At 55.4% G+C, this 20,366-nt stretch carries 20 protein-coding genes; 2 read left to right on the top strand and 18 right to left on the bottom strand.

Features of this window, described 5'->3' with window-relative positions:
• Positions 1–60: 60 nt before the first annotated feature.
• The 15 genes from H616_RS0106085 to H616_RS0106015 all read right to left on the bottom strand — a co-directional run bounded on the left by H616_RS0106085 (position 61) and on the right by H616_RS0106015 (position 13,688).
• The gene (locus tag H616_RS0106085) at positions 61–906 is read right to left on the bottom strand and encodes a sulfurtransferase (RefSeq protein WP_027966570.1); all 846 of its coding nucleotides are present in this window, start codon (positions 904–906) and stop codon (positions 61–63) included.
• Positions 907–956: 50 nt separating this feature from the next.
• A complete protein-coding gene (locus H616_RS0106080; RefSeq protein ID WP_027966569.1) occupies positions 957–3,131 on the bottom strand; it encodes an ATP-dependent helicase in 2,175 nt (724 codons plus the stop codon).
• Entirely contained in the window at positions 3,128–3,715 is a 588-nt protein-coding gene (locus H616_RS0106075) for a DUF1285 domain-containing protein (RefSeq protein WP_027966568.1), read from the bottom strand. Before H616_RS0106075 ends, H616_RS0106080 begins: the two co-directional genes overlap by 4 nt.
• Positions 3,716–3,789: 74 nt before the next feature.
• A complete protein-coding gene (locus H616_RS0106070; protein WP_027966567.1) occupies positions 3,790–4,617 on the bottom strand; it encodes a TatD family hydrolase in 828 nt (275 codons plus the stop codon).
• Between the two features lie 120 nt (positions 4,618–4,737).
• Positions 4,738–5,745 carry a DNA polymerase III subunit delta' gene (locus tag H616_RS0106065; protein WP_169516156.1) on the bottom strand — a complete coding sequence of 336 codons (1,008 nt, stop codon included), beginning with the start codon at positions 5,743–5,745 and terminating at the stop codon, positions 4,738–4,740.
• Complete coding sequence (gene tmk / locus H616_RS0106060; RefSeq protein WP_027966565.1) at positions 5,736–6,377, bottom strand: dTMP kinase; 642 nt, start codon at positions 6,375–6,377, stop codon at positions 5,736–5,738. Before tmk ends, H616_RS0106065 begins: the two co-directional genes overlap by 10 nt.
• A gap of 29 nt (positions 6,378–6,406) precedes the next feature.
• The gene (mltG, locus tag H616_RS0106055; protein WP_027966564.1) at positions 6,407–7,411 is read right to left on the bottom strand and encodes an endolytic transglycosylase MltG; all 1,005 of its coding nucleotides are present in this window, start codon (positions 7,409–7,411) and stop codon (positions 6,407–6,409) included.
• Positions 7,408–8,283 (bottom strand): aminodeoxychorismate lyase, encoded by an 876-nt coding sequence (gene pabC, locus H616_RS14310; RefSeq protein ID WP_051234040.1) that lies wholly within the window; start codon positions 8,281–8,283, stop codon positions 7,408–7,410. Before pabC ends, mltG begins: the two co-directional genes overlap by 4 nt.
• 10 nt (positions 8,284–8,293) lie before the next feature.
• Positions 8,294–9,532, bottom strand: a complete 1,239-nt coding sequence (gene fabF, locus H616_RS0106045) for a beta-ketoacyl-ACP synthase II (RefSeq protein WP_027966563.1) — start codon at positions 9,530–9,532, stop codon at positions 8,294–8,296.
• Positions 9,533–9,732: 200 nt separating this feature from the next.
• Positions 9,733–9,966, bottom strand: coding sequence for an acyl carrier protein (gene acpP, locus H616_RS0106040; protein ID WP_027966562.1), 234 nt, complete (start codon positions 9,964–9,966; stop codon positions 9,733–9,735).
• 124 nt (positions 9,967–10,090) lie between these two features.
• A complete protein-coding gene (gene fabG / locus H616_RS0106035; RefSeq protein WP_027966561.1) occupies positions 10,091–10,834 on the bottom strand; it encodes a 3-oxoacyl-ACP reductase FabG in 744 nt (247 codons plus the stop codon).
• A gap of 34 nt (positions 10,835–10,868) precedes the next feature.
• The gene (fabD, locus tag H616_RS0106030; protein WP_027966560.1) at positions 10,869–11,837 is read right to left on the bottom strand and encodes an ACP S-malonyltransferase; all 969 of its coding nucleotides are present in this window, start codon (positions 11,835–11,837) and stop codon (positions 10,869–10,871) included.
• Between the two features lie 82 nt (positions 11,838–11,919).
• Positions 11,920–12,918 (bottom strand): phosphate acyltransferase PlsX, encoded by a 999-nt coding sequence (plsX, locus tag H616_RS0106025; RefSeq protein WP_027966559.1) that lies wholly within the window; start codon positions 12,916–12,918, stop codon positions 11,920–11,922.
• 39 nt (positions 12,919–12,957) lie between these two features.
• Positions 12,958–13,128 carry a 50S ribosomal protein L32 gene (rpmF, locus tag H616_RS0106020; protein ID WP_027966558.1) on the bottom strand — a complete coding sequence of 57 codons (171 nt, stop codon included), beginning with the start codon at positions 13,126–13,128 and terminating at the stop codon, positions 12,958–12,960.
• Between the two features lie 32 nt (positions 13,129–13,160).
• Positions 13,161–13,688: a YceD family protein gene (locus H616_RS0106015; protein WP_027966557.1), complete on the bottom strand. Its 528-nt coding sequence runs from the start codon at positions 13,686–13,688 to the stop codon at positions 13,161–13,163.
• Between the two features lie 116 nt (positions 13,689–13,804).
• Here H616_RS0106015 and H616_RS0106010 point away from each other — a divergent pair, with 116 nt between their 5' ends.
• Positions 13,805–14,386: a Maf family protein gene (locus H616_RS0106010; RefSeq protein WP_027966556.1), complete on the top strand. Its 582-nt coding sequence runs from the start codon at positions 13,805–13,807 to the stop codon at positions 14,384–14,386.
• Positions 14,387–14,473: 87 nt separating this feature from the next.
• On the opposite strand, the gene H616_RS14305 is transcribed toward H616_RS0106010, so the two are convergent.
• The 3 genes from H616_RS14305 to H616_RS0105995 form a co-directional block, all read right to left on the bottom strand.
• A complete protein-coding gene (locus tag H616_RS14305; protein ID WP_051234038.1) occupies positions 14,474–15,508 on the bottom strand; it encodes a S49 family peptidase in 1,035 nt (344 codons plus the stop codon).
• A 57-nt stretch (positions 15,509–15,565) separates the two neighbouring features.
• The gene (locus tag H616_RS0106000) at positions 15,566–16,216 is read right to left on the bottom strand and encodes an HAD-IA family hydrolase (RefSeq protein WP_027966555.1); all 651 of its coding nucleotides are present in this window, start codon (positions 16,214–16,216) and stop codon (positions 15,566–15,568) included.
• Positions 16,217–16,297: 81 nt separating this feature from the next.
• Entirely contained in the window at positions 16,298–17,242 is a 945-nt protein-coding gene (locus H616_RS0105995) for an RluA family pseudouridine synthase (protein WP_027966554.1), read from the bottom strand.
• Positions 17,243–17,982: 740 nt separating this feature from the next.
• Here H616_RS0105995 and rne point away from each other — a divergent pair.
• Positions 17,983–20,366, top strand: a 2,384-nt coding sequence (gene rne / locus H616_RS14300; RefSeq protein ID WP_084155742.1) for a ribonuclease E, incomplete at its 3' end; no start/stop codon positions are given.

Raw genomic sequence — 20,366 nt, 5'->3', positions numbered from 1 at the left:
GTTTTCACCACCTTAGGGTTAACGTCAGTCAGCAAAAACCCCCACCTCGGTGGGGATTTTTCATTCGCTATCGCCCGTCACTACGGGTCTCTGGGGATCACTCACCCAGTCACTCCAAGAGCCAACGTATAGCCGTGGCAAGGGTTTACCTGCGACTGCATAAGCAGCGATAGTCTGACAGGCACTAACGCCAGAGCCACAGTAAGCAATGATGTCATCCGCATCAGGCAGCTCTTGTGATAAGCGCTCGGCCGATTTGAAGCGCCCGCTGTCGAGATTCTCACCACCCGGCCGACATATCGCGCCAGGTATATGCCCCGCCACTGGATCAATAGGCTCTGCGTCACCACGAAAGCGCTCATAACTACGCGCATCAACTTTCAACGCGTTGCTCGCGCCAACTTGACGAGCATCAACAATCTGGCTGCTATCAAAACGTGGCTGCCAGGCAGAGCGCGACATTTCGCTGTCTAAACCACTAGCTTCATCGCCCGCCACCAGCACACCACCCGCTTGCTGCCAGGCATCAATGCCACCATCCAGCAGGTACACCTCTGGGTGCCCAGCCCAGCAAGTCAACATCCACCAGGCACGAGCTGCCGCCATCTGCCCGCCCATATCGTCGTACACCACCACGGCGCGCTCCGGTGTCACGCCCAGAGATTGCAGTGTCGCAATAAAGCTCTGCGGCTCTGGCAGCGGGTGACGCCCCCCGCCACTCGGTGCCGAGGCCAAATCCCGATCAAGATTAATAGGTCGGCTTGTCGGGAGGCCCCCTTCTCGCCATAACATTGTGCCTGCATCAGCATCCCCCAGCCGAGCTCGACAATCCAGCACCAACGGCGGGTGGGCACTTTCCAATGCTTGCTTTAGCGTGACACTGTCAATCAATAGTTGCTGGGGCATCGGTATTTCCTGCTGTTCAGTTTTTTATTCAGCCTATGTCGTAACATCTGTCATAACACAGTAATTGGCGCCAGATTAGCCACCAGCCGCCGGGTGCCGCCGCCACGAAACACCACTTCGATCACCGGGTTAGCTGGGTCACCTTCAACAATAGTAATGTCACCCTGCCCAAAGATAGCGTGTGTCAGCCGCTGCCCAACCTGATAATACGTGTCAGCCAGCGGTTGTGATGGCACTGAGGCACCACCAACAGCAAAGCCTTCGATGCCAAGCCGCGTAAGGTAACGATTAACCAACCCAGGATTCGTCACACTCAACGGCTGACTCGATACGACACCAGTCAAGCGTTTTGCCACAGCCTGACTATCCTGCCAAGCCATTTCCAGTAAAAAACGACTGGAGCGATGCGCTCCCCCATCATCAAGCAGCGTCAACTGCTCCTTTGCACGGGTAATCGCGACGTAAAACAACCGACGCTCTTCTTCCAGCCGAGCAGGGTCCGGTGGATTATCACGCGTGTAATAAGGAAAGTCTTCTTCGTTAACACCGGCCAATACCACCAGTGGCCATTCCAGTCCTTTGGCACCGTGTACAGTGGTAATCAGTACACCATGCTCCTTGCTTTCCACGGGGCGGCTGAGCAATTCGATAAAATCATCCAGGCTCGCTACCTCACCGGCTTGCTCTATCAACACATCCAGCAGGCGCACATCTTCTTCACCTTTGTCTCGTCGCGCGGCTGCCCGTTTGAGCACTTTTTCAGCATCGACACGCTCAATCACCAAGGCAAGCAACTCTGCAGGTGAAACCGCCGACTTACTAGGCAGTTCACACAGCAGCATCCAGCGCTTCTTCAGTGTTCGTTGCTGAAACGGCTTGATACCTCCCAGCAGAGGGTCTTGGCGACTTGGCCAGCGCTGGGTGTCAGCCAGCCGTGCTGCCAACGCCGCTAGCCGGTCGCGAGCCACAAAAGGCGTGGGCTGAGAGAGTAGCGATAACACGTGACCCGCATCACGCAGCAGGCTGCTGTCCCGTGCCAGCATCAAATAACCCGCCAGTGCCTGAACTAACGGCAGCCGAAACACAAAGCGGTCTTCACGTACCAGTCGAAACGGAATACCTTCGCGCAAGAGCGCCAACTGCAGCGGTACCGATAGCGCCCAGCTACGTACCAGCAAGCACGCTTCTTCAAGACGGCGCCCTTGATGCTGCCATTGCGCCAGGCTGCGCAGCATACCGCGATTGCCTCTGTCCAACACAAGCTGAGTATCAGGATTGTTTGGCGCGGCCAGACACAACTGATCGGGTCGACATCGGTTGGCATCAATGGCGTGGTTGGCGGCTAACGCCAACGCATGACCATGACGAAACGTAGTAGACAGCGGATAGTCCACCGCCTCACCAAAGACGCGACTAAACGTATCGAGCATGGCGTCAGGGCGCGCACCACGCCACTCATAGATACACTGGTTAGCATCACCTACCGCCATCACTGCTGCCTTATCATCGGCTAAAACAGCTAATAAGCGTTGCTGGGCTAGGTTAATGTCCTGATATTCGTCGATAATGACGTGATCAAGAAACCCCTGAACTCGGCCACGCAACTCAGCATCTGCCTCCAGCGCCCGTAGTGGACGATAAAGCAGGTCAGACCAGGTCATCAGCCCTTGGTCGGCCAGCAGCTGCTCGGCTTTGTCAAAAGCCGCAACGAAATGCTGTGTATTCTCACCAAAGTCGAGCCGTTCATAGAGTTCAATGGGATCAGCCATTTCAGCTTTTACCAGCCCGCAAAACTGCGCCAGCGCTTCTAAGCGCTCATCATCAAAGGCGTGTTCTGAGGCATCCTGACTGTCTTGCAATGCCAGCTGGGTCGCCTGACGCAACAGGCGCTGCACCTGCCAGTCAGCATTTAGCAACTGCCGGGGAGCCAACACACCCCATCGCGTCAGACTCGCCGTTAACCGATGCCCTAAGGAATGAAAAGTGCGCACATCGGGAAGCGGTTGCCCCGGCGGTGCCATGCTGGCTAAACGCGCCTGAAAGTCTTCCCGAGCCGAACGGTTGAACATCAGCACCAAAATACGGCGCGGCGACATACCTTGTTCCAGCAGGTGCAGCACCCGCGCCACCATAGTGGTGGTCTTACCCGCACCGGCCACCGCCGCAACGCGGGCATGGCCTGCACGGTGCGCTACCACAGCCTGCTGTTCAAGCGTCAGTTTCATGGCGCTTCGTCAAGGTATCCAAGTGGGTGATTGATACCGCCGCTAGCAAGAACCCACTGCCACTGATGCTGATGCTGATGCTGATGCTGAATCAGAGGATCTTTTATTGGTTCAGCCTGTTCGACTAAGCGGTAAAAAACGTTGCGCCCCAGCCTAGCCGACATGCCAAACCGCACAGCAACTTCGGGCACAGGGTCTCCATTGGGCATCTCTGTCACACATAACCTGTGCTCATCACCCAACCGAATACGATCGCCGTATTGCGTGGTCAGCCACCAGTCTTGACCAGACTGCCCGTCAATTCCCTTATCGGCATCAACAATAATAAAGGGGTGGTCTTCTACGCGAATACGCTGCTTTTCCTGGGGCGTTACCAAATAATAATGCCCATCATCTTCACGGCGTAAAATTCGGGCCAACAGACGCACCAGCGCTGCGCGTTCGATCGCTCGTCCTTCATGGATCCATTGCCCATCAAGCGTGATAAGCAAATCCATGTCGCCACCTTGGCTAGGCGCCCAACTGTCTACTGGCGGTATTTTCCCTGCAGGGCCAATACCCGCCACCATCGTGTCAAGATTCATAAACCCGTTTCATCAGCAAAGTGAAAGGCATTGTATCTGCCTCTTTCTTGTCCGTTTCGCCCCTAACCAGCACATCAGACCAGCCCCGCTCGGCCAAGTATGCCTCGGACTTCGTCAGAAACTTCTGGTGCGGCAGCGCGAAACAAGTGATAGAAATTAGCCGTTGTCTGCATCGCTACCTCTGCAACGCTAATACCCCGCTCAGCCGCAATACACTCAGCCACTTCCACCACCCAGGCCGGCTCATTAGGCTTACCGCGATGCGGTACGGGTGCTAGGTAGGGGCTATCGGTTTCAATCAGTAATCGGTCGAGAGGAACGCAACGGGCCACTTCGCGCAACGCGTTAGCATTACGAAACGTCACGATGCCAGAGAGAGAAATGTAAAACCCGAGAGCAACAGCTTGTCGCGCCATGTCGATATCTTCAGTAAAACAGTGCAGCACACCGCCAATCTTTGGGTTTACATGTTCACGAATCAGCGCCAGCGTGTCTTCCTTGGCTTCCCGAGTATGCACGATAACGGGTAGCTCCAGCTCTGTGGCGGCAATCAGATGTCGACGAAAGCGCTCTGTCTGCTGTGCTGGGGCGACTTGGTCGTAGTGAAAGTCTAGCCCCGTTTCCCCAATAGCCACCGCACCATAAGTCTCAGCATACGCCATGATGGTTTCAACATCTGGCTCTTGCTCAGGTGTATGCAGTGGGTGCATGCCTGAGGAAATCACCACGTCACTGTGTTCGCGAGCAAGCGCCGCAATACTAGGTACGTCTTCCAGGGTAACAGCAATGGCCAGAAACTGGCGTACATCGCGGGCGCGAGCTGCGTCAAGGGCGACAGCAACATCACCGCTATGGGTGCGCGGATCAAGACGATCAAGATGGCAGTGCGAGTCAACAAACATGGCAAGGCAACGTCAAAAAGGCGAATGATAATTCTGCTCGGCGGAACTGAGCAGAACAACGGTAAAAAGACGAACAGTAAAAGTGGGCGTAGCACGACACGCTGGAGATCAGAGCAAACGTCAGGAACGTAGCAACGTTGACCAGCGAATCAGCCAGGCTTCAAGTACTAATTGTGGGTTGGGGTTACCCCCGGAGGCCAACAAGCGACGCTGCTCACGTGCATAATCCAGCAAGCGAAACCAGTCACGAACTCGGCCATTCTTGACGGCTTGACGATACAGTGGCAACAGGTCTGCGTTGTAAACATGCTGCTCGTTACCGGACAAGCCAAAACGAATCAGGTCTTCAAGCCAGGCAATACCGTACCACAGGATGGCATCAATCGACTGGCGGTCTAATCTGGCCGCGGTATCTAATGGCTCAGCCCCTCGCACCAGCGCATCAAAGGTGTCATGCAGTTGCTGGCGAAGTGCTCTAGCGTCTGGCTCAGCCAGCTCCAGAGCACGCAATGGCAAGCCGCCAGCAGCTTGCAGCCAAAACGATGCGTGTTCCTCATTATCCAGCTGGCTGCTGAGCCAAGGCAGACAATCTGCCTGGCTTGGTAGCGCCAGCGGCCAATGCTGGCAACGCGAAAGAATGGTCGGCAGCAACCGCGAGGGAACGTCTGAAAGCAGGATAAACAGGATGTTTCCGCCGGGTTCTTCCAGGTTTTTCAGCAACGCATTGGATGCTGCCACGTTCATCGCTTCTGCAGGGCTTAACACGATAACGCGGTACCCCCCCTGCTGGGCAGTCTGAGAAACGACGTCATTGACTTGTCGAATTGCGTCAATTCGAATCTGGCGCTTGCCGTCTTCGGGTGAAATACGCAACAAGTCTGGGTGATACCCCGAGAGAAGCATCTGACAGGCGTGACATTGGCCACAGGCATACTCCCCCGGATCGACACACAGCGTTCGAGCAATCAACGCGTCGGCCAATGACTGTTTGCCAATGCCGTGCGCGCCGGAAAACAACAGCGCATGGGGTAATCTGTCCGCATTCGCAAGACGACACAATTCCTGCCAGCGAGGTATCAGCCAAGGCAACGGCCGCGGCACGACTGCGCTCAACTCGCTCACAGCCACTCCGTTAGCTGATGTGACAACTGCTCGCCCAGAGCCTGCTGCACGTCTGCCAATGGCTGACTGGCATCAATCACTGCGATACGCTCCGGTGCTTGAGCCGCTCGCACCAAATAGGCATCACGCACGGCCTGAAAAAATGCGTTTTGCTCCTGCTCAAAACGATCACGCTGCTGGCCACGAGAGTCAACCCGCTGCTGGGCGACGTGCGTAGGCATATCAAGCAGCAAGGTCAAATCGGGTTGCAAACCTTGTTGAACCAGACCTTCCAGCAAGGCAATTCGATGATGATCCAAACCACGTCCGCCCCCTTGGTAAGCAAAGGTGGCATCGGTAAAACGGTCGCAGAGCACCCAGGCACCACGCTCCAACGCCGGCCTTATGACTTGAGCAAGATGCTGAGCACGCGCAGCAAACACCAGCAGCAGCTCGGCATCTGCATTCAGCGGTTCGCTCTGGCACGGATCAAGCAGCAGCTCACGTATCGCCTCGGCACGCGGTGTTCCCCCAGGCTCACGGGTCCTTACCACCTCTACACCACGTGTGGTTAACCATTTTGCCACCCAATCAAGGTTGGTGGTCTTACCGACCCCCTCACCGCCTTCCAGGGTAATAAAACGTCCGCGTCCTGACATGGTAGTTTCCTGATTGGCAACCAAAAATATTAACGATTGCGAATATATCGATTAACAGCGTTATTATGCTCACGCAGTGTCTTAGAAAATTTGTGCGTACCATCGCCCCGTGACACAAAGTACAAGGTATCGCCGTCAGCAGGATTCACTGCAGCTTCAAGCGCAGCCAAACCTGGCAGCGCAATCGGCGTCGGCGGCAGACCGTCAATCACGTAAGTGTTATAGGGCGTTGGCTTACGCAGGTCCGCGCGCGTGATATTTCCTGTATACGCATCTCCCATACCATAAATCACGGTGGGATCTGTCTGCAGACGCATTCCTTGCTGCATTCGCCGTTTGAAGACTCCGGCAATCTCACGCCGCTCCTCTGGCGCACCGGTTTCACGCTCAATAAGCGATGCCATAATTAGCGCCTCATAGGGCGTTTTCAAGGTAATATCTTCGTCACGCTCTGCCCACACAGCATCCAAACGCGCGTCCATATTATTCAGGGCCAGGCGGAGAATCTCGGTATCACTAACCCCTTTATGGTAGCGATAAGTATCAGGGAAAAAACGCCCTTCTGGGTGCTCACCATCACGACCCAGCAAGGCCATGACGTCCTCATCGCTCACCCCGCTAAGCTGATGATCTAACTTATCAGCGTTTTCCAGGGCGTCTCGCATTTTGGCGAATGTCCAGCCTTCCGGAATAGTCAGCGTGTATGTCACCACATCGTGCGTGTCTAGCGCTTCAAACAGCTCAGGGCCGGTCATACCCGGCTCCAGCCGGTACTCACCGGGGCGTAGCGAAGGAATCGCTTCAGGCTTGATTCGCGTAAGCAAACGATAGGCCCAACCATCATTTATCAGACCTTCATTTTCCAGCTTATCAATCACGCGGTGATAACCTGCTCCCTCAGGCACTTCAAACAAGCGCTCAGAGCTGACAACCAACGGCACATCAAGCCGGGTTTCCCAATAGCGATAACCGCCCCACAGCACTAGACTTGCAAAAACCAGTAATACCACCAACCACTTGACCACTCGCATCATCTCTCACTCTCATTAACAAAATATCCATTGGTATCCGCTACTGGGTACCCCAGAAACGGATGAGCCAAACGTTGCAATGCCAGATGGTGGTCATTTAGTTTCCAGCAATGCTGAACAGAACCATAGGCCGAATCAAGCTGGAGCACCGGCCATACGCCTTGCACCGAGTTGATCAGGCATAGGGCGTCCACTTCAGCCAAAATACCCGGCTTGGCCTCAACCTCAACCAGCGGCGTTAGCTGAGAGCCGTCTAGCCCGGTTTCCTGCAAAAGTGCGGCACGAAGCGTACCAGCCACACCACAGTGCAAAAGCGCAGGAGTTTCCCAACGCCCGCGGCGGTACCATATCAGGTTCATTGCCGTGGCCTCGGTCAAACGCCCCTCACTGTCACATAACAGGCCTTCTGCTATTTCATCATCCTGCCACTCGCTGCGTGCCAGCACATTTTCCAAACGGTTGAGGTGCTTAACGCCAGCCAAACGTGGTTGAAGCCCCAAACGCAACTCACAGTGACGCACTCGCACGCCCTGCCAACGCTGAGAAGATGGAGTAAAAGGCTGCGCTTGCCAGCGCAGCCGAGGCGAGGCGATGGCCGGCAGCCGGTAACCTCGGCCACCGCTACCGCGAGTCACGATCAGCTTGAGCACACTCAAGCCAGCACCACATCGCTCAGGCAGGGCATCAAGTGTGGCTCTCGGCGGCATTGCTAAACACAAAGCCTCAGCGCCGCGCTCAAGGCGAGACAAGTGTTCATCCCACAGCTGCGCCTTGCCATCACGCACCAGCACGGTCTCAAACAGACCGTCGCCATACGCAAGGCCGCGATCATCGAAAGGAACCCGCTGTTCCGCCTGCACCTGCCCTGCTTGCATCAACGTTTGCTCAAACTTTGGAGAAAATTAACGTTCCGTTGGTACCGCCAAAGCCAAAGGAGTTTGACAGGGCAACATCAATTTTCATCTGGCGAGCGCTATGAGGCACATAGTCCAGGTTGCAGCCTTCCTGGGGGTTATCCAGGTTGATGGTCGGTGGCGCGACTTGATCACGAATAGCCAATACGCAGAATACGGCTTCTACTGCACCGGCAGCACCTAACAAGTGACCAATCATCGACTTAGTAGAACTAACCGCCACCTGCTTGGCTGCATCGCCCATGACCTTCTCGACGGCTCGACTTTCCGCCAGATCGCCAGCGGCGGTAGATGTGCCATGCGCATTGATGTAATCGATGCCGGCCGGAGCGATTCCCGCATCATTGATGGCATTGCTCATTGAGGCTGCCGCCCCTTGTCCATCTTCCGGCGGCGCTGTCATATGGAAGGCATCATCGCTCATTCCAAAGCCGGTCAGTTCGGCATAAATATGTGCGCCACGCGCTTTAGCGTGCTCATATTCTTCCAACACCATGATCCCAGCGCCGTCTGACAGCACAAAGCCATCACGATCACGGTCCCAGGGGCGACTGGCAGCCTCGGGATCATCGTTACGACTAGACAACGCACGCGCTGCAGAGAAACCGCCCAAACCCAGTGGAGTGGTGGCCATTTCAGCCCCACCGCACACCATCACATCAGCATCGCCATAAGCAATGGTCCGCGCGCTATAACCGATATTATGCGTTCCCGTCGTACACGCCGTGGTAATCGCAATATTAGGCCCCCGGAACCCGTGCTGAATCGCTAGGTTTCCGGAAATCATATTAATAATCGAGCCCGGCACAAAGAATGGTGAAATACGACGAGCTCCCCCTTTGATAAGGGCATTATGATTATGCTCGATCATCGGCAACCCACCGATACCAGAACCGATGGCTACCCCAATACGGTGAGCATTGCTTTCATCACACTCAATTCCCGCATCACTAATTGCCTGGGCACCTGCTGCCACACCATACTGGATGAACAGGTCCATCTTCCGGGCATCTTTGGGGTTGAGGTAAGTTCCGATATCAAAGTTCTTAACCGAACCACCAAAACGCGTATTGAAACCACTGACATCAAAGCTTTCGATAGGAGCAATCCCGCTTTTCCCAGCGACCAATTGCTTCCACGAGTCTTCGACAGTGTTCCCCAGCGGCGTAACCAGGCCCAGGCCCGTCACTACGACCCTTCTACGAGCCATCAGCATTCCTCCAGACTAGCAGTGATGAATGACCCCAGAAGGGCCTTTTCAGCATTATACCCAAGCCATCCACCAGTGTGGGATTGTTCTAAGGTGATTATTGGTTCCCTAAAAATACAAGAGCCGCCCTGCACTGCAGGACGGCTCTTAACGGGAAGCGTTTATCCCGCACACGCTTGGGAAAGCGGTGACATACGCCGTTACTGGTGAGAATTGACGTAGTCGATGGCTTCCTGAACGGTGGTGATTTTCTCTGCCTCCTCGTCGGGAATTTCGGTGTCAAACTCCTCTTCGAGGGCCATCACCAGCTCGACGGTGTCCAGAGAATCTGCACCCAGATCCTCGGTAAAAGAAGACGTATTCTGAATATCATCTTCCTTGACGTTCAGGCGCTCAGCCACAACTTTCTTGACGCGCTCTTCGATGGTGCTCATTAGACGTACTCCACTCGTTCACGTTAGCCGTTCAGATGACCAGCCGTTACAGATCCACAAGCCATAGGCTGCGGGTAAGTTTATAGACCGTGCCAATGTGACGCAACTGTCACAAAGCACGGCATCAACGCATGTTCATACCGCCATTCACATGCAATGTCTCGCCAGTAATATAGCCTGCTTCATCGCTTGTCAGAAAACCTACCGCTGCGGCAATTTCCTGCGGCTGACCCAGACGCGTCAACGGAATCTGCTTGAGCAGCATTTCACGCTGCGCTTCAGGCAATGCTTCAGTCATGTCAGTAGCAATAAAACCAGGTGCCACCGCATTCACGGTAATGGCCCGCGATGCCACTTCTCGTGCTAATGCACGGGAAAAACCTTCCATGCCGGCTTTAGCCGCAGCATAGTTTGCCTGCCCCATGTTTCCCATGGTAGCAACCACTGAACTGATCGACACGATACGCCCATAACGTGCGCGTGTCATGCCCCTCAAGCACGCCTTGCTGACGCGATAAACAGACTTGAGGTTAGCGTCCAGCACGGTATCCCACTCATCTTCTTTCATGCGCATTAAGAGATTGTCGCGCGTCACACCCGCGTTGTTAACCAAAATCGTAGGCGCACCAAACTCTTCTGTCACTGAAGTTAACAGCGCATCAATGCTCTCTTGATCAGTCACATCAAGACAGCGACCCGCACCTTCGATGCCCTGAGCCTTCAGATCATCACTAATACGCTCCGCACCCGCGTCGGTGGTGGCTGTGCCAATGACGATTCGTCCTTGACGTCCCAGCTCATGGGCGATGGCCTGGCCTATCCCACGGCTGGCCCCAGTGATCAGGGCAACTCTACGCTCAGTTGTCATGGTCTGACTCCATTTGCCTGCTAAGAGAGTTCGCTCAGCCTTGGGCTGAGGAAGAATCGGCCACGCTGCGAGCCAGCGTCAGAGCCGACGAAAGGCTGTCCGGATCATTGATAGCAAGCCCTCGACTGCCTTTGGCGATACGCTTATTCAGGCCAGTAAGCACTTTACCAGGGCCGCACTCGATGAATACTTCGGCTCCTAAACGGGTCATCGCTTCGACACAGCTTGTCCAGCGCACTGGGCGATACAATTGCTCAATCAATCGACTGCTCAACGTACTCGTATCGCTGTGAGCCTGTCCATCAACATTCTGAATGACCTGGTAGCGCGGCACCTTCAGCTCAATTTCGCTGATCGCCTGAGCCAAGCGCTCAGCGGCTGGGCGCATCAGTTCACAATGCGAAGGCACTGATACCGGCAGAGGCATGGCACGCTTAGCACCGGCTTCCTGACAGGCTGAAATGGCGCGTTCAACAGCAGCCTTGCTGCCGGCAATCACCACCTGCCCAGGGGCATTATAATTTACAGCCGACACCACGTCGCCCTGAGCCGCTTGCGCACAAGCCTGCTCGACAGCAGCATCATCAAGCCCAAGAATCGCTGCCATGGCTCCCTCCCCCACAGGAACCGCTTGCTGCATGGCCTCACCGCGCAAACGCACCAAACGTACGCCATCAGCAAAGCTCATTACCCCAGCACATACCATGGCACTGTATTCACCTAAACTATGACCTGCCATGACGCTAGGCCGAGGGCCTTCGAGCTCCTGCCACACACGCCATATTGCTACGCTGGCAGTGAGCAGTGCAGGCTGGGTACAGGCCGTTGCATTGAGCGACGCTGCCGGCCCCTCCTGAACCACCTGCCAAAGATCATACCCCAGTGCATCACCCGCCTCGGTAAAGGTTGTGCGCACCACACTGTAACGCTCGGCCAACTCCCGCAACATGCCAAGTTGCTGGGAGCCCTGCCCGGGAAAAATGAGGGCGAGGGATTGTGTCATATCATTTACCTTCAGTTACTCGTATTGGCACACACCATGTCACGTGCATGACCTGAACGCGGCTCAAGCCGCGGCGCTGGCGTCAAGTTACCGCCAGCCGCCGAGGAAGATCTCGGCGCACCTCCTGTGCAGCGCGTGCCACAGCATAATGGAACCCTGCTGCGTCAGCACTACCATGACTCTTTACCACGATGCCTTTAAGCCCCAACAAACTGGCCCCATTATAACGCACTGGATCCAGCTCATCGCGAAGGCGCATCAGCGCCGGGCGCGCCAGCAGCCCAACCAGTCGGCTCGACCAGTGCGCATCAAACGTTGCCTGAACACGCGCCACCAGCATTTTTGCCAGCCCTTCACTTGCCTTGAGCACCGCATTACCGGTAAAGCCATCACACACCACCACATCGGCGGTACCGGAAAAAATGCTGTCACCTTCGACATAGCCGACATAATTGATAGTGGTCAGCTCTCGCAACTGTCGGTCAGCCTCCTGCACTGTCGGCGAGCCTTTAGTGCCTTCCACGCCGACATTCAACAAAGCCACCCTCGGACTACGCAAGCCATCAACATGTCGCGCCATGGCATCACCCATTCGCGCAAACTCTACCAACCTGTCAGGCCCAACATCCACGTTGGCACCAAGGTCAAGCAGATAACAACGGCCTTCGTTGCAGGTTGGGATCGCGGTACTGATAGCAGGCCGAGTAACACCAGGCACAGTGCCCAGCACACGCCGAGCCAGCGCCATCAAAGCACCGGTATTACCTGCACTAACCCCTGCGCACGCATCACCGTTAGCCACGCAAGCCAACATCCGCGCCATACTGGTATCACCCCCATGGCGCAACGCTTTGGCCGGCTGCTGACCATCTGGCAACACCGCGTCAACATTTTCGACCTGCAAGCGTGACGTTGCCGCGGCCAGAGACCGCGGCAACCGAGCTATTTCGCTTTCCAGCCGCGATCGCTGACCAAACAGCACAACATGTAACTGTGCGTCGGCGCTGAGCGCTCTGGCGGCGCCTCCGACAGTAGCACAAGGGCCGAAATCTCCGCCCATGGCATCAATGGCAATCCGCATATCAGCTGCCGACAATCACTGCCAGCAAAACGCCACTACTCAGACGTCAACGACCTTGCGGCCGCGGTAAAAGCCGTCTGCAGCGACGTGATGACGCAAGTGAGTTGTGCCGGTTTCCTTATCCTGAGACAGGGTCGGAGCAGTCAGCGAATCGTGGCTACGACGCATACCGCGCTTAGAACGGGTTTTGTGGCTTTTCTGAACGGCCATGAGGTGTCACTCCAGAGTGCAATCAAAATGAATCAAGGTTTTTCTTTGAGGTGCCTGAGCACATCAAAAGGACTTTCGCGGGGCGAATCCGGAACATCGGTTTCTGCCCCACTGCTGAGCTGGTCGTGCGAGACCGGGCAGTCAGCTTCAGCGTGATATACCACCTGGGGCAGGCTGAGAATGAGCTCATCCTCCACCAACGCCAGCAGGCTCAGCTGTTCGTCTTCCACTAGCACCGGCTCATGCGTGCTGGGAAGTTCTGCGGCCAAGCTGTCACTCGACACCATGCCCAACAGAAACTCACTATTGACACTCTGCTCCACCGGCTGCAAGCAACGCCGACACGGCAGCTGCAGCGTCACAGCGAGACTTCCTTCGATAATACGCCTGCCCTGGGCATCATGACCAAAAGTCAGACACACCTGCGCATCGCCGTCCTGAGCGCCAACTTCTTCAGTCAGACGCTTGAGTTCAGCAAGGGCGACTAAGCCCTCAATACGTTCGCCACGAGCAGCGAGCCGATACGGCTCAACCCTGGCTGGAAGTTGTGAGGTCAACATAAGCGCGCAATGATAGGCACTCACCCTGTTCCTGTCAAAGCCAGTGCACACATCTGTCATTTTCTGCGACGTGCCATGTTGCGATACACTGCCCCAAAATCAACAGAGCGCCTATCATGTGCCAATTAATACTGGCTTCTGGATCGCCGTGGCGACGCCAGTTACTCAACCAGCTACAACTCCCCTACCACTGGACAACCCCTGATATTGACGAGCAGCCATACGCCAACGAATCACCCACGGCACTGGTAGAGCGACTGGCACTCAGCAAAGCTGAAGCCGTCACTCAGGACTGGCCAGCGCACGTGATTATTGGCTCCGACCAGGTGGCCGTTTTTAATCAAGAAATTCTTGGAAAACCTGTAGACACGACTGCCGCACAGGCTCAACTGGCTCGCTTTTCAGGGCAACACGTCAGCTTTTTTACCGGCCTTGCGCTAATTGATACACACAACAATTCTCGTCGCCTATGCCATGAGCGCTATGACGTCGTGTTTCGACAACTAACCCATAAAGAAATAACCAACTATATTGACCGAGAGCAACCATTAGACTGTGCTGGCAGCTTTCGCATGGAGGGCCTTGGCATCACATTATTCGAGCGCCTGCAGGGAGACGATCCAAACACCTTGATTGGGCTGCCGTTAATCCGCCTGTGCCAGTGGTTACGCGAAGCGGGGCTCGATCCGCTGGGCTAACACCCATCAAGAGAGCACACTGAACAACTCTGTTCAGCGTACTCCCAACAGCTCAACGAAAAAGACAATTCCTCAAACGTGAGCGTTTCAGGGCAATTCATAGCGCAGAGGCGAATCCCGCTGCGCCTGAGGCACCCCCAGGGTTTCCGCCACACTGACGGCAAACTGCCTGATAAACCGCTCAAACGGATCCAGTGCTGGCGTATAATCGTTCACACTGGCATCTTCGCCGAACGACAACACCACACCATCTAAGGTGTCGATACGGTCAACAAGACCTAACTCTAACGCTTGGCTTCCTGCCCACACCAAGCCACTGAACAGCGCAGGATCATCACTCAGCCGGTCGCCACGGCCAGCTTCCACGTCAGCAATAAATTGCTCATGAGTCTGCGCCAACACACCCTCCCAGAAGGCCCGCTGCTGCGGAGAAATATCGCTGAAAGGATCGAGGAAGTTCTTGTTGTCTCCAGCACTAAACACTCGACGTTCCACACCTATTCTATGCATGGCATCTTCAAGACCGAAACCCGCACTAATCACACCAATCGAGCCAACCAAACTCGAGGGCGCAGCAACGATTTCATCGGCTGCCGATGCAATATAGTAAGCACCACTCGCTCCGATATCCTCAATGACTGCAATAATCGGCTTATCGCCTTTTTCACGCAGTCGCATGATCTCATCATAAACACGCTGAGACTGAACCGGACTACCACCAGGGCTGTTGATATTCACAATCACTGCTTCTGTTAACTCAGAGTGCCAGGCTGCGCGCAAGCCTTCAATCAAGCGGTGAGCACTGGCTTCAGACTCACTGTCAATAACCCCCCTGAGCTGCACTACCGCCAAATGAGGGCCTGCCAAACCAGCCACTCCACTGCGGGTCGCCTTAAAAATACCGAACGTAGTCAATATTAGCGGTAGCAGGACCAACGCCACCAACAGCAAGCGAAAAAAGATTTTCCAACGCCGCGAGCGACGCTGCTCAACCAACACATCGCGCAACCAGCGGTCTAGCATCTCTTGCTGAGCCAAACGCTGCTGCTCACGAAGCAGTTCAGCCTGTGCACTGGCCTCGCCTTCAGTTGTGTTATGTGGGTGTGGCTCTGTCGCGTCCATAACCGGCTTCCTAATTTACAGTAATGTCACTTTTTATTTGCATGACCGACGAATGGCTCAGCCTTTCAGCCAATCAACGAGCTCAGGAAAATCATCGGCAATAAGACGAGGCTCACTAGCCGATAGGCGTGCCATGTCATGCACGCCATAACTCACCGCCACACGATCCATACCCAACGCCCTAGCCATTTCCATGTCGTACTCGGTATCACCGATCATCACCGCATCAGCAACCGGCACCGCAAGCTCATCCAGCAACTCTTCCAGCATCAAGGGGTGCGGCTTAGAACGCGTTTCATCAGCCGTGCGACTCGCACAGAACCAGCCACGACTACCGGTTTCATCAAACATACGATCCAAGCCCCGGCGCGACTTACCAGTAGCCACCGCCAGACTCACATCTTGGCTCGACGCTAATTCCTGCATTAACGACCCAACACCTGGATAAAACAACGCTGACGGCATGTCGCCATGCACAAAATGGTAGGCATAGCGCTCACGCAGCGCGTCAGCCTGCTGAGCATCTATTCCTGGGCACAGTTTCGCGATAGCTTCGGGCAGCCCCAGCCCAATGATGTCACGTACGCTATCCTCAGCCAGCGTGCCTAAGCCAACATCGCGCCCAGCCTGCTGCATGCAGCTCACAATACGCCCCAATGAGTCCATCAGGGTTCCATCCCAATCAAAAATCAATAACCGATAACGCATACCGCCGACCCCTTACCGAACTATTCGCCATGCCTCATTCGCTAGCAGCCGCATGGCCAGGTTTCACTTTTACCGCCTGACTTACTGCTTTCGAGCGTTAGCCAGCACGGCTTCCAGCGGCTCACCCAGGGGCGCACGAATCTGCACCGGACGGCCACTACTAGGCTCTGGAAACGTCAGCGCCGACGCATGCAGAAAAAGACGCTGAAGCCCAACCTTGGCAGCAAACCGCCGCCCTTCTTTACAGCCATACTTGTCGTCACCCAACAACGCATGTCCCGCATGAGCAGCATGCACACGAATCTGGTGAGTACGCCCTGTCACCGGCTCGGCCTCCACCAATGAGGCACCATTAAATGTTTCACGCACCGCGAAACGTGTTCGCGATACCTTGCCGGCAGCATCCACCCGCACCCGGCGCTCACCATTACCCGCGTCATAACGGTCCAGCCGCGCACTAACAAAATCGCGGCGCGCAGGCCAGCGCCCAGCCACTAGCGCCAGATACTGCTTATTCATCTCGTGCGCTTTCAGCGACGCATTGAGGCTGAGCAGCGCAGGGCGCGACTTGGCCAATAACAAACATCCCGAAGTCTCGCGGTCCAGGCGATGAACCAGCTCAAGGAAATCAAGATCCACCCGCACCTGGCGCAACGCTTCGATCAAACCAATCTTGACCCCACTACCGCCATGCACCGCCAACCCCGAGGGCTTGTTGAGCACCATCCAATCAGGGCCCTCAAGCAATACGCTACCCGCCAACAAGTTATGCAGGCTATCGCTGACTTCCTTGACCGCCTCTTTGGGTGCTAGTCGTAGCGGCGGAACCCGCACCATATCGCCAAGCGCTAGGCGCGTGTCGGCCTTTACCCGCTTTTTATTCACCCGCACCTCACCTTTACGGATGATGCGATACACTAGCGCTCTTGGCGCTCCCTTAAGGCGACTCATCAGGAAGTTATCAACCCGCTGCCCTACCTGGCCTTCTGTTACTTCTACCCACTGCACCTCGCGGCCTTCGGCCATGCCGACACTCCACTGTAAACCTGCATAAAGAATCCATTCTATCTCAGCGAGAGCCAATCTTCGCCTGCCAACAAACGCATTTGACTCACCAAATTGCTGCACTCTGGCTTTACTGCTATATTCCTCGCACGCTCCGCAGGATAAAACTGTATTCGACAGGCGCCTGCCCAACAGACACGCAGGCCGGAGCGTCAGTATCAGGCCGCGATGATATCGAACTCATGCATCGCCGCCGTTTTTGCAAGACTCGCTCATAACTACGAGCGAAAAAGACTGTACAAGCAGTAACGCCAACGCCCGCCCCACTGCGACAAAGCAACGCAGTGCCTGACGGGATACGTATAACATCGTGCCGATGGCCGGCGTAGGCGAATCGATGACTGCCAAGTGTTGGCGGTGACCGCAGAACCGGACGGGCGAAGCTCCCTCCGAGACATGTTCTGCCTCCGCCACGTACTCAACATGATCTCGCTTTGTTTACGCTTTTTTGTAGAGCCAAAGCATAGCGGGGTGCTGTATCGAAACCACGATATACACTGAGCTACAAGCACATAGCACCCAACGTTTCGCCTTCACCGTGCGGCACAAGCCTAGGTGATCGTATGAAAAGCAGATAACCAGAGGTTCGCCGACAGGCCGCGCCATTTTGGGCGCACCCTAAACGAACTCTGCACTGCTTTCGTTTGAACACGTAATGGCTGTGCCGACGCCACTGGCGCGTCTTTTCAGTGTGAGACAACATGAAACGGATGCTCATCAATGCGACACAGCCCGAAGAGCTGCGCGTCGCCCTTGTCGATGGACAACGACTGTACGACCTAGACATCGAATCCGGTGCGCGGGAACAGAAAAAAGCCAACATCTATCGCGGTAAAATCACCCGCGTTGAACCGTCTCTGGAAGCGGCTTTTGTCGATTTCGGCGCCGAGCGCCACGGCTTTCTTCCTCTCAAGGAGATTTCCAAGGAGTATTTCACCAAGGAAGTTTCTGGGCGCCCCAACATTCGGGAAGTGCTCAAGGAAGGCCAAGAAGTCATCGTCCAGGTTGACAAGGAAGAACGCGGCAACAAAGGAGCCGCATTAACTACCTTTATCAGTCTGGCTGGTCGTTTCCTGGTGCTGATGCCTAACAACCCTCGTGCCGGAGGCATTTCACGGCGCATCGAAGGTGAAGAGCGCAGCCAGCTCAAAGAAGCCATGAACCAGCTCAACATGCCGGGCAACATGGGCATGATTGTGCGCACGGCCGGTATCGGCCGAAGCTCAGACGACCTGCAGCGCGACCTTGACTACCTAGTCCGTATCTGGAATTCCATTACCAGTGCGGCTGGAAAAAAACCGGCACCCTTCCTGATCTGGCGCGAATCCAACGTCATTATTCGTGCCATGCGCGACTATCTGCGTGACGACATTGGCGAAGTATTAATTGACAGCGAAAGCGTTCACGATGAAGCCCAGACGTTTATCCGTGAGATGATGCCATCGTTTCAGCAGAAGATTCGTCGCTATGACGACGAAGTTCCGCTGTTTTCACGTTTTCAGATCGAATCTCAAATCGAAACGGCCTACGAACGCGAAGTCAAGCTACCCTCTGGTGGCGCCATTGTCATCGATCATACCGAAGCCTTAGTTTCCATCGATATCAACTCAGCTCGTGCCACCCGTGGTAGCGATATCGAAGAAACCGCCCTACAAACGAACCTAGAAGCCGCAGACGAAGTTGCCCGGCAGCTTCGTCTACGTGACATCGGCGGTTTGGTAGTCATCGACTTCATCGACATGAGTCCAGCGCGTAACCAGCGCGAGGTCGAGAACCGCATGCGTGATGCGCTGAAAATCGATCGCGCACGCGTTCAGGTCGGCCGCATCTCACGCTTTGGCCTAATGGAAATGTCTCGCCAACGCCTGCGCCCCTCGTTAGGTGAAACCAGTGGTGCAGTGTGTCCCCGCTGCAATGGCCAGGGCACTATTCGCGACGTACGCTCGCTCGCACTCTCCATCCTTCGCCTGATTGAAGAAGAGGCGATGAAAGACCGTAGCGCACAAATCCGCGCCATACTTCCTGTGCCGGTGGCAACTTACCTGCTCAACGAAAAGCGCAGCACCCTGGCAGAGATTGAGCAACGCCAAGGCGTCTCTGTTGTGCTATTGCCTAACCCCGAAATGGATACGCCACACTACGACGTACAACGTTTACGTGACGACCATACTGAGCAGGAAGGTGGGCTCGACACCGACAGCTTTGAATTATCTGTCGAAACCGAAGTTGGCCAGGAATCAAAAGCAGCCTGGGGCAAGCCGGTCAAACGTGACGAAGCTGCCGTTAAGGCCGTCAAAGGACCCGAGACTGCTGCCACGACACCAGCATCTAACGACACTCCTGTCACGAGCCAACGAGTAAACGCCCCCCAAACAGCACAGTCTGGCGGCATGATTCACCGGCTGGTTAAGGGCCTTTCCCGCCTGCTCAGTAGCGATGAGAGCGCAGCACAGCAAAAGCCAGCGTCCAAGCCCACGGCGAAACCCTCGGTGCCAGCATCGCGTAACAATGAGCGCCGTAACGACTCACGTGATGCTCGCAACACCACGGATAACCGCAATAGCAACCGTTCTGACAATGGCCGCCGCAACAGCCGACAAGACAACCGTCAGGAAACGCGCCAGGACAGCGACCAAGACAATCGCAACCGTAACCAAAGTAACGACGGCAGCCGTAACGATCAGCGCGGTGATAAAAAAGATAGCCGCAACCGTGGTAACCGCGGAGGACGCTCGCGCCGCCCAGACGACGCGACTCGCCAGGATAGCTCGCGCCAAACCAAACAGCAGCCCTCACAAAAAGCCAATCAGGAGCAAAACAACCGGCGCAAGCAAAATGATGCCAAGAGCTCACGCGATACGGACGCCAGTCGCACAAAACCAGAGACCCAAAACACAGCTCAACATGTGCCAAGCAGCTCCACGGAAGCCAGCAATGGCAAGCCGAAGCGCACACGAAACAATCCGCGTCAGCGCAGCCGCCAAACTGCCCTAAACCCCAAGGCAGTTGAAGAGCAGCAGCGTTTACAAAACGAGCAGGCCAAAGCAGCTGAGACTGCGCCCACGCCAGAGCCTAAGTCTGAGCC

Origin of the sequence: Halomonas halocynthiae DSM 14573, from assembly GCF_000425725.1 — a bacterium.
In the GTDB taxonomy this organism is placed as follows: Bacteria; Pseudomonadota; Gammaproteobacteria; order Pseudomonadales; family Halomonadaceae; genus Halomonas; species Halomonas halocynthiae.
The sequence above is the reverse complement of the archived record's forward strand: the minus strand, read 5'-3'. Positions and strand labels throughout refer to the sequence as shown.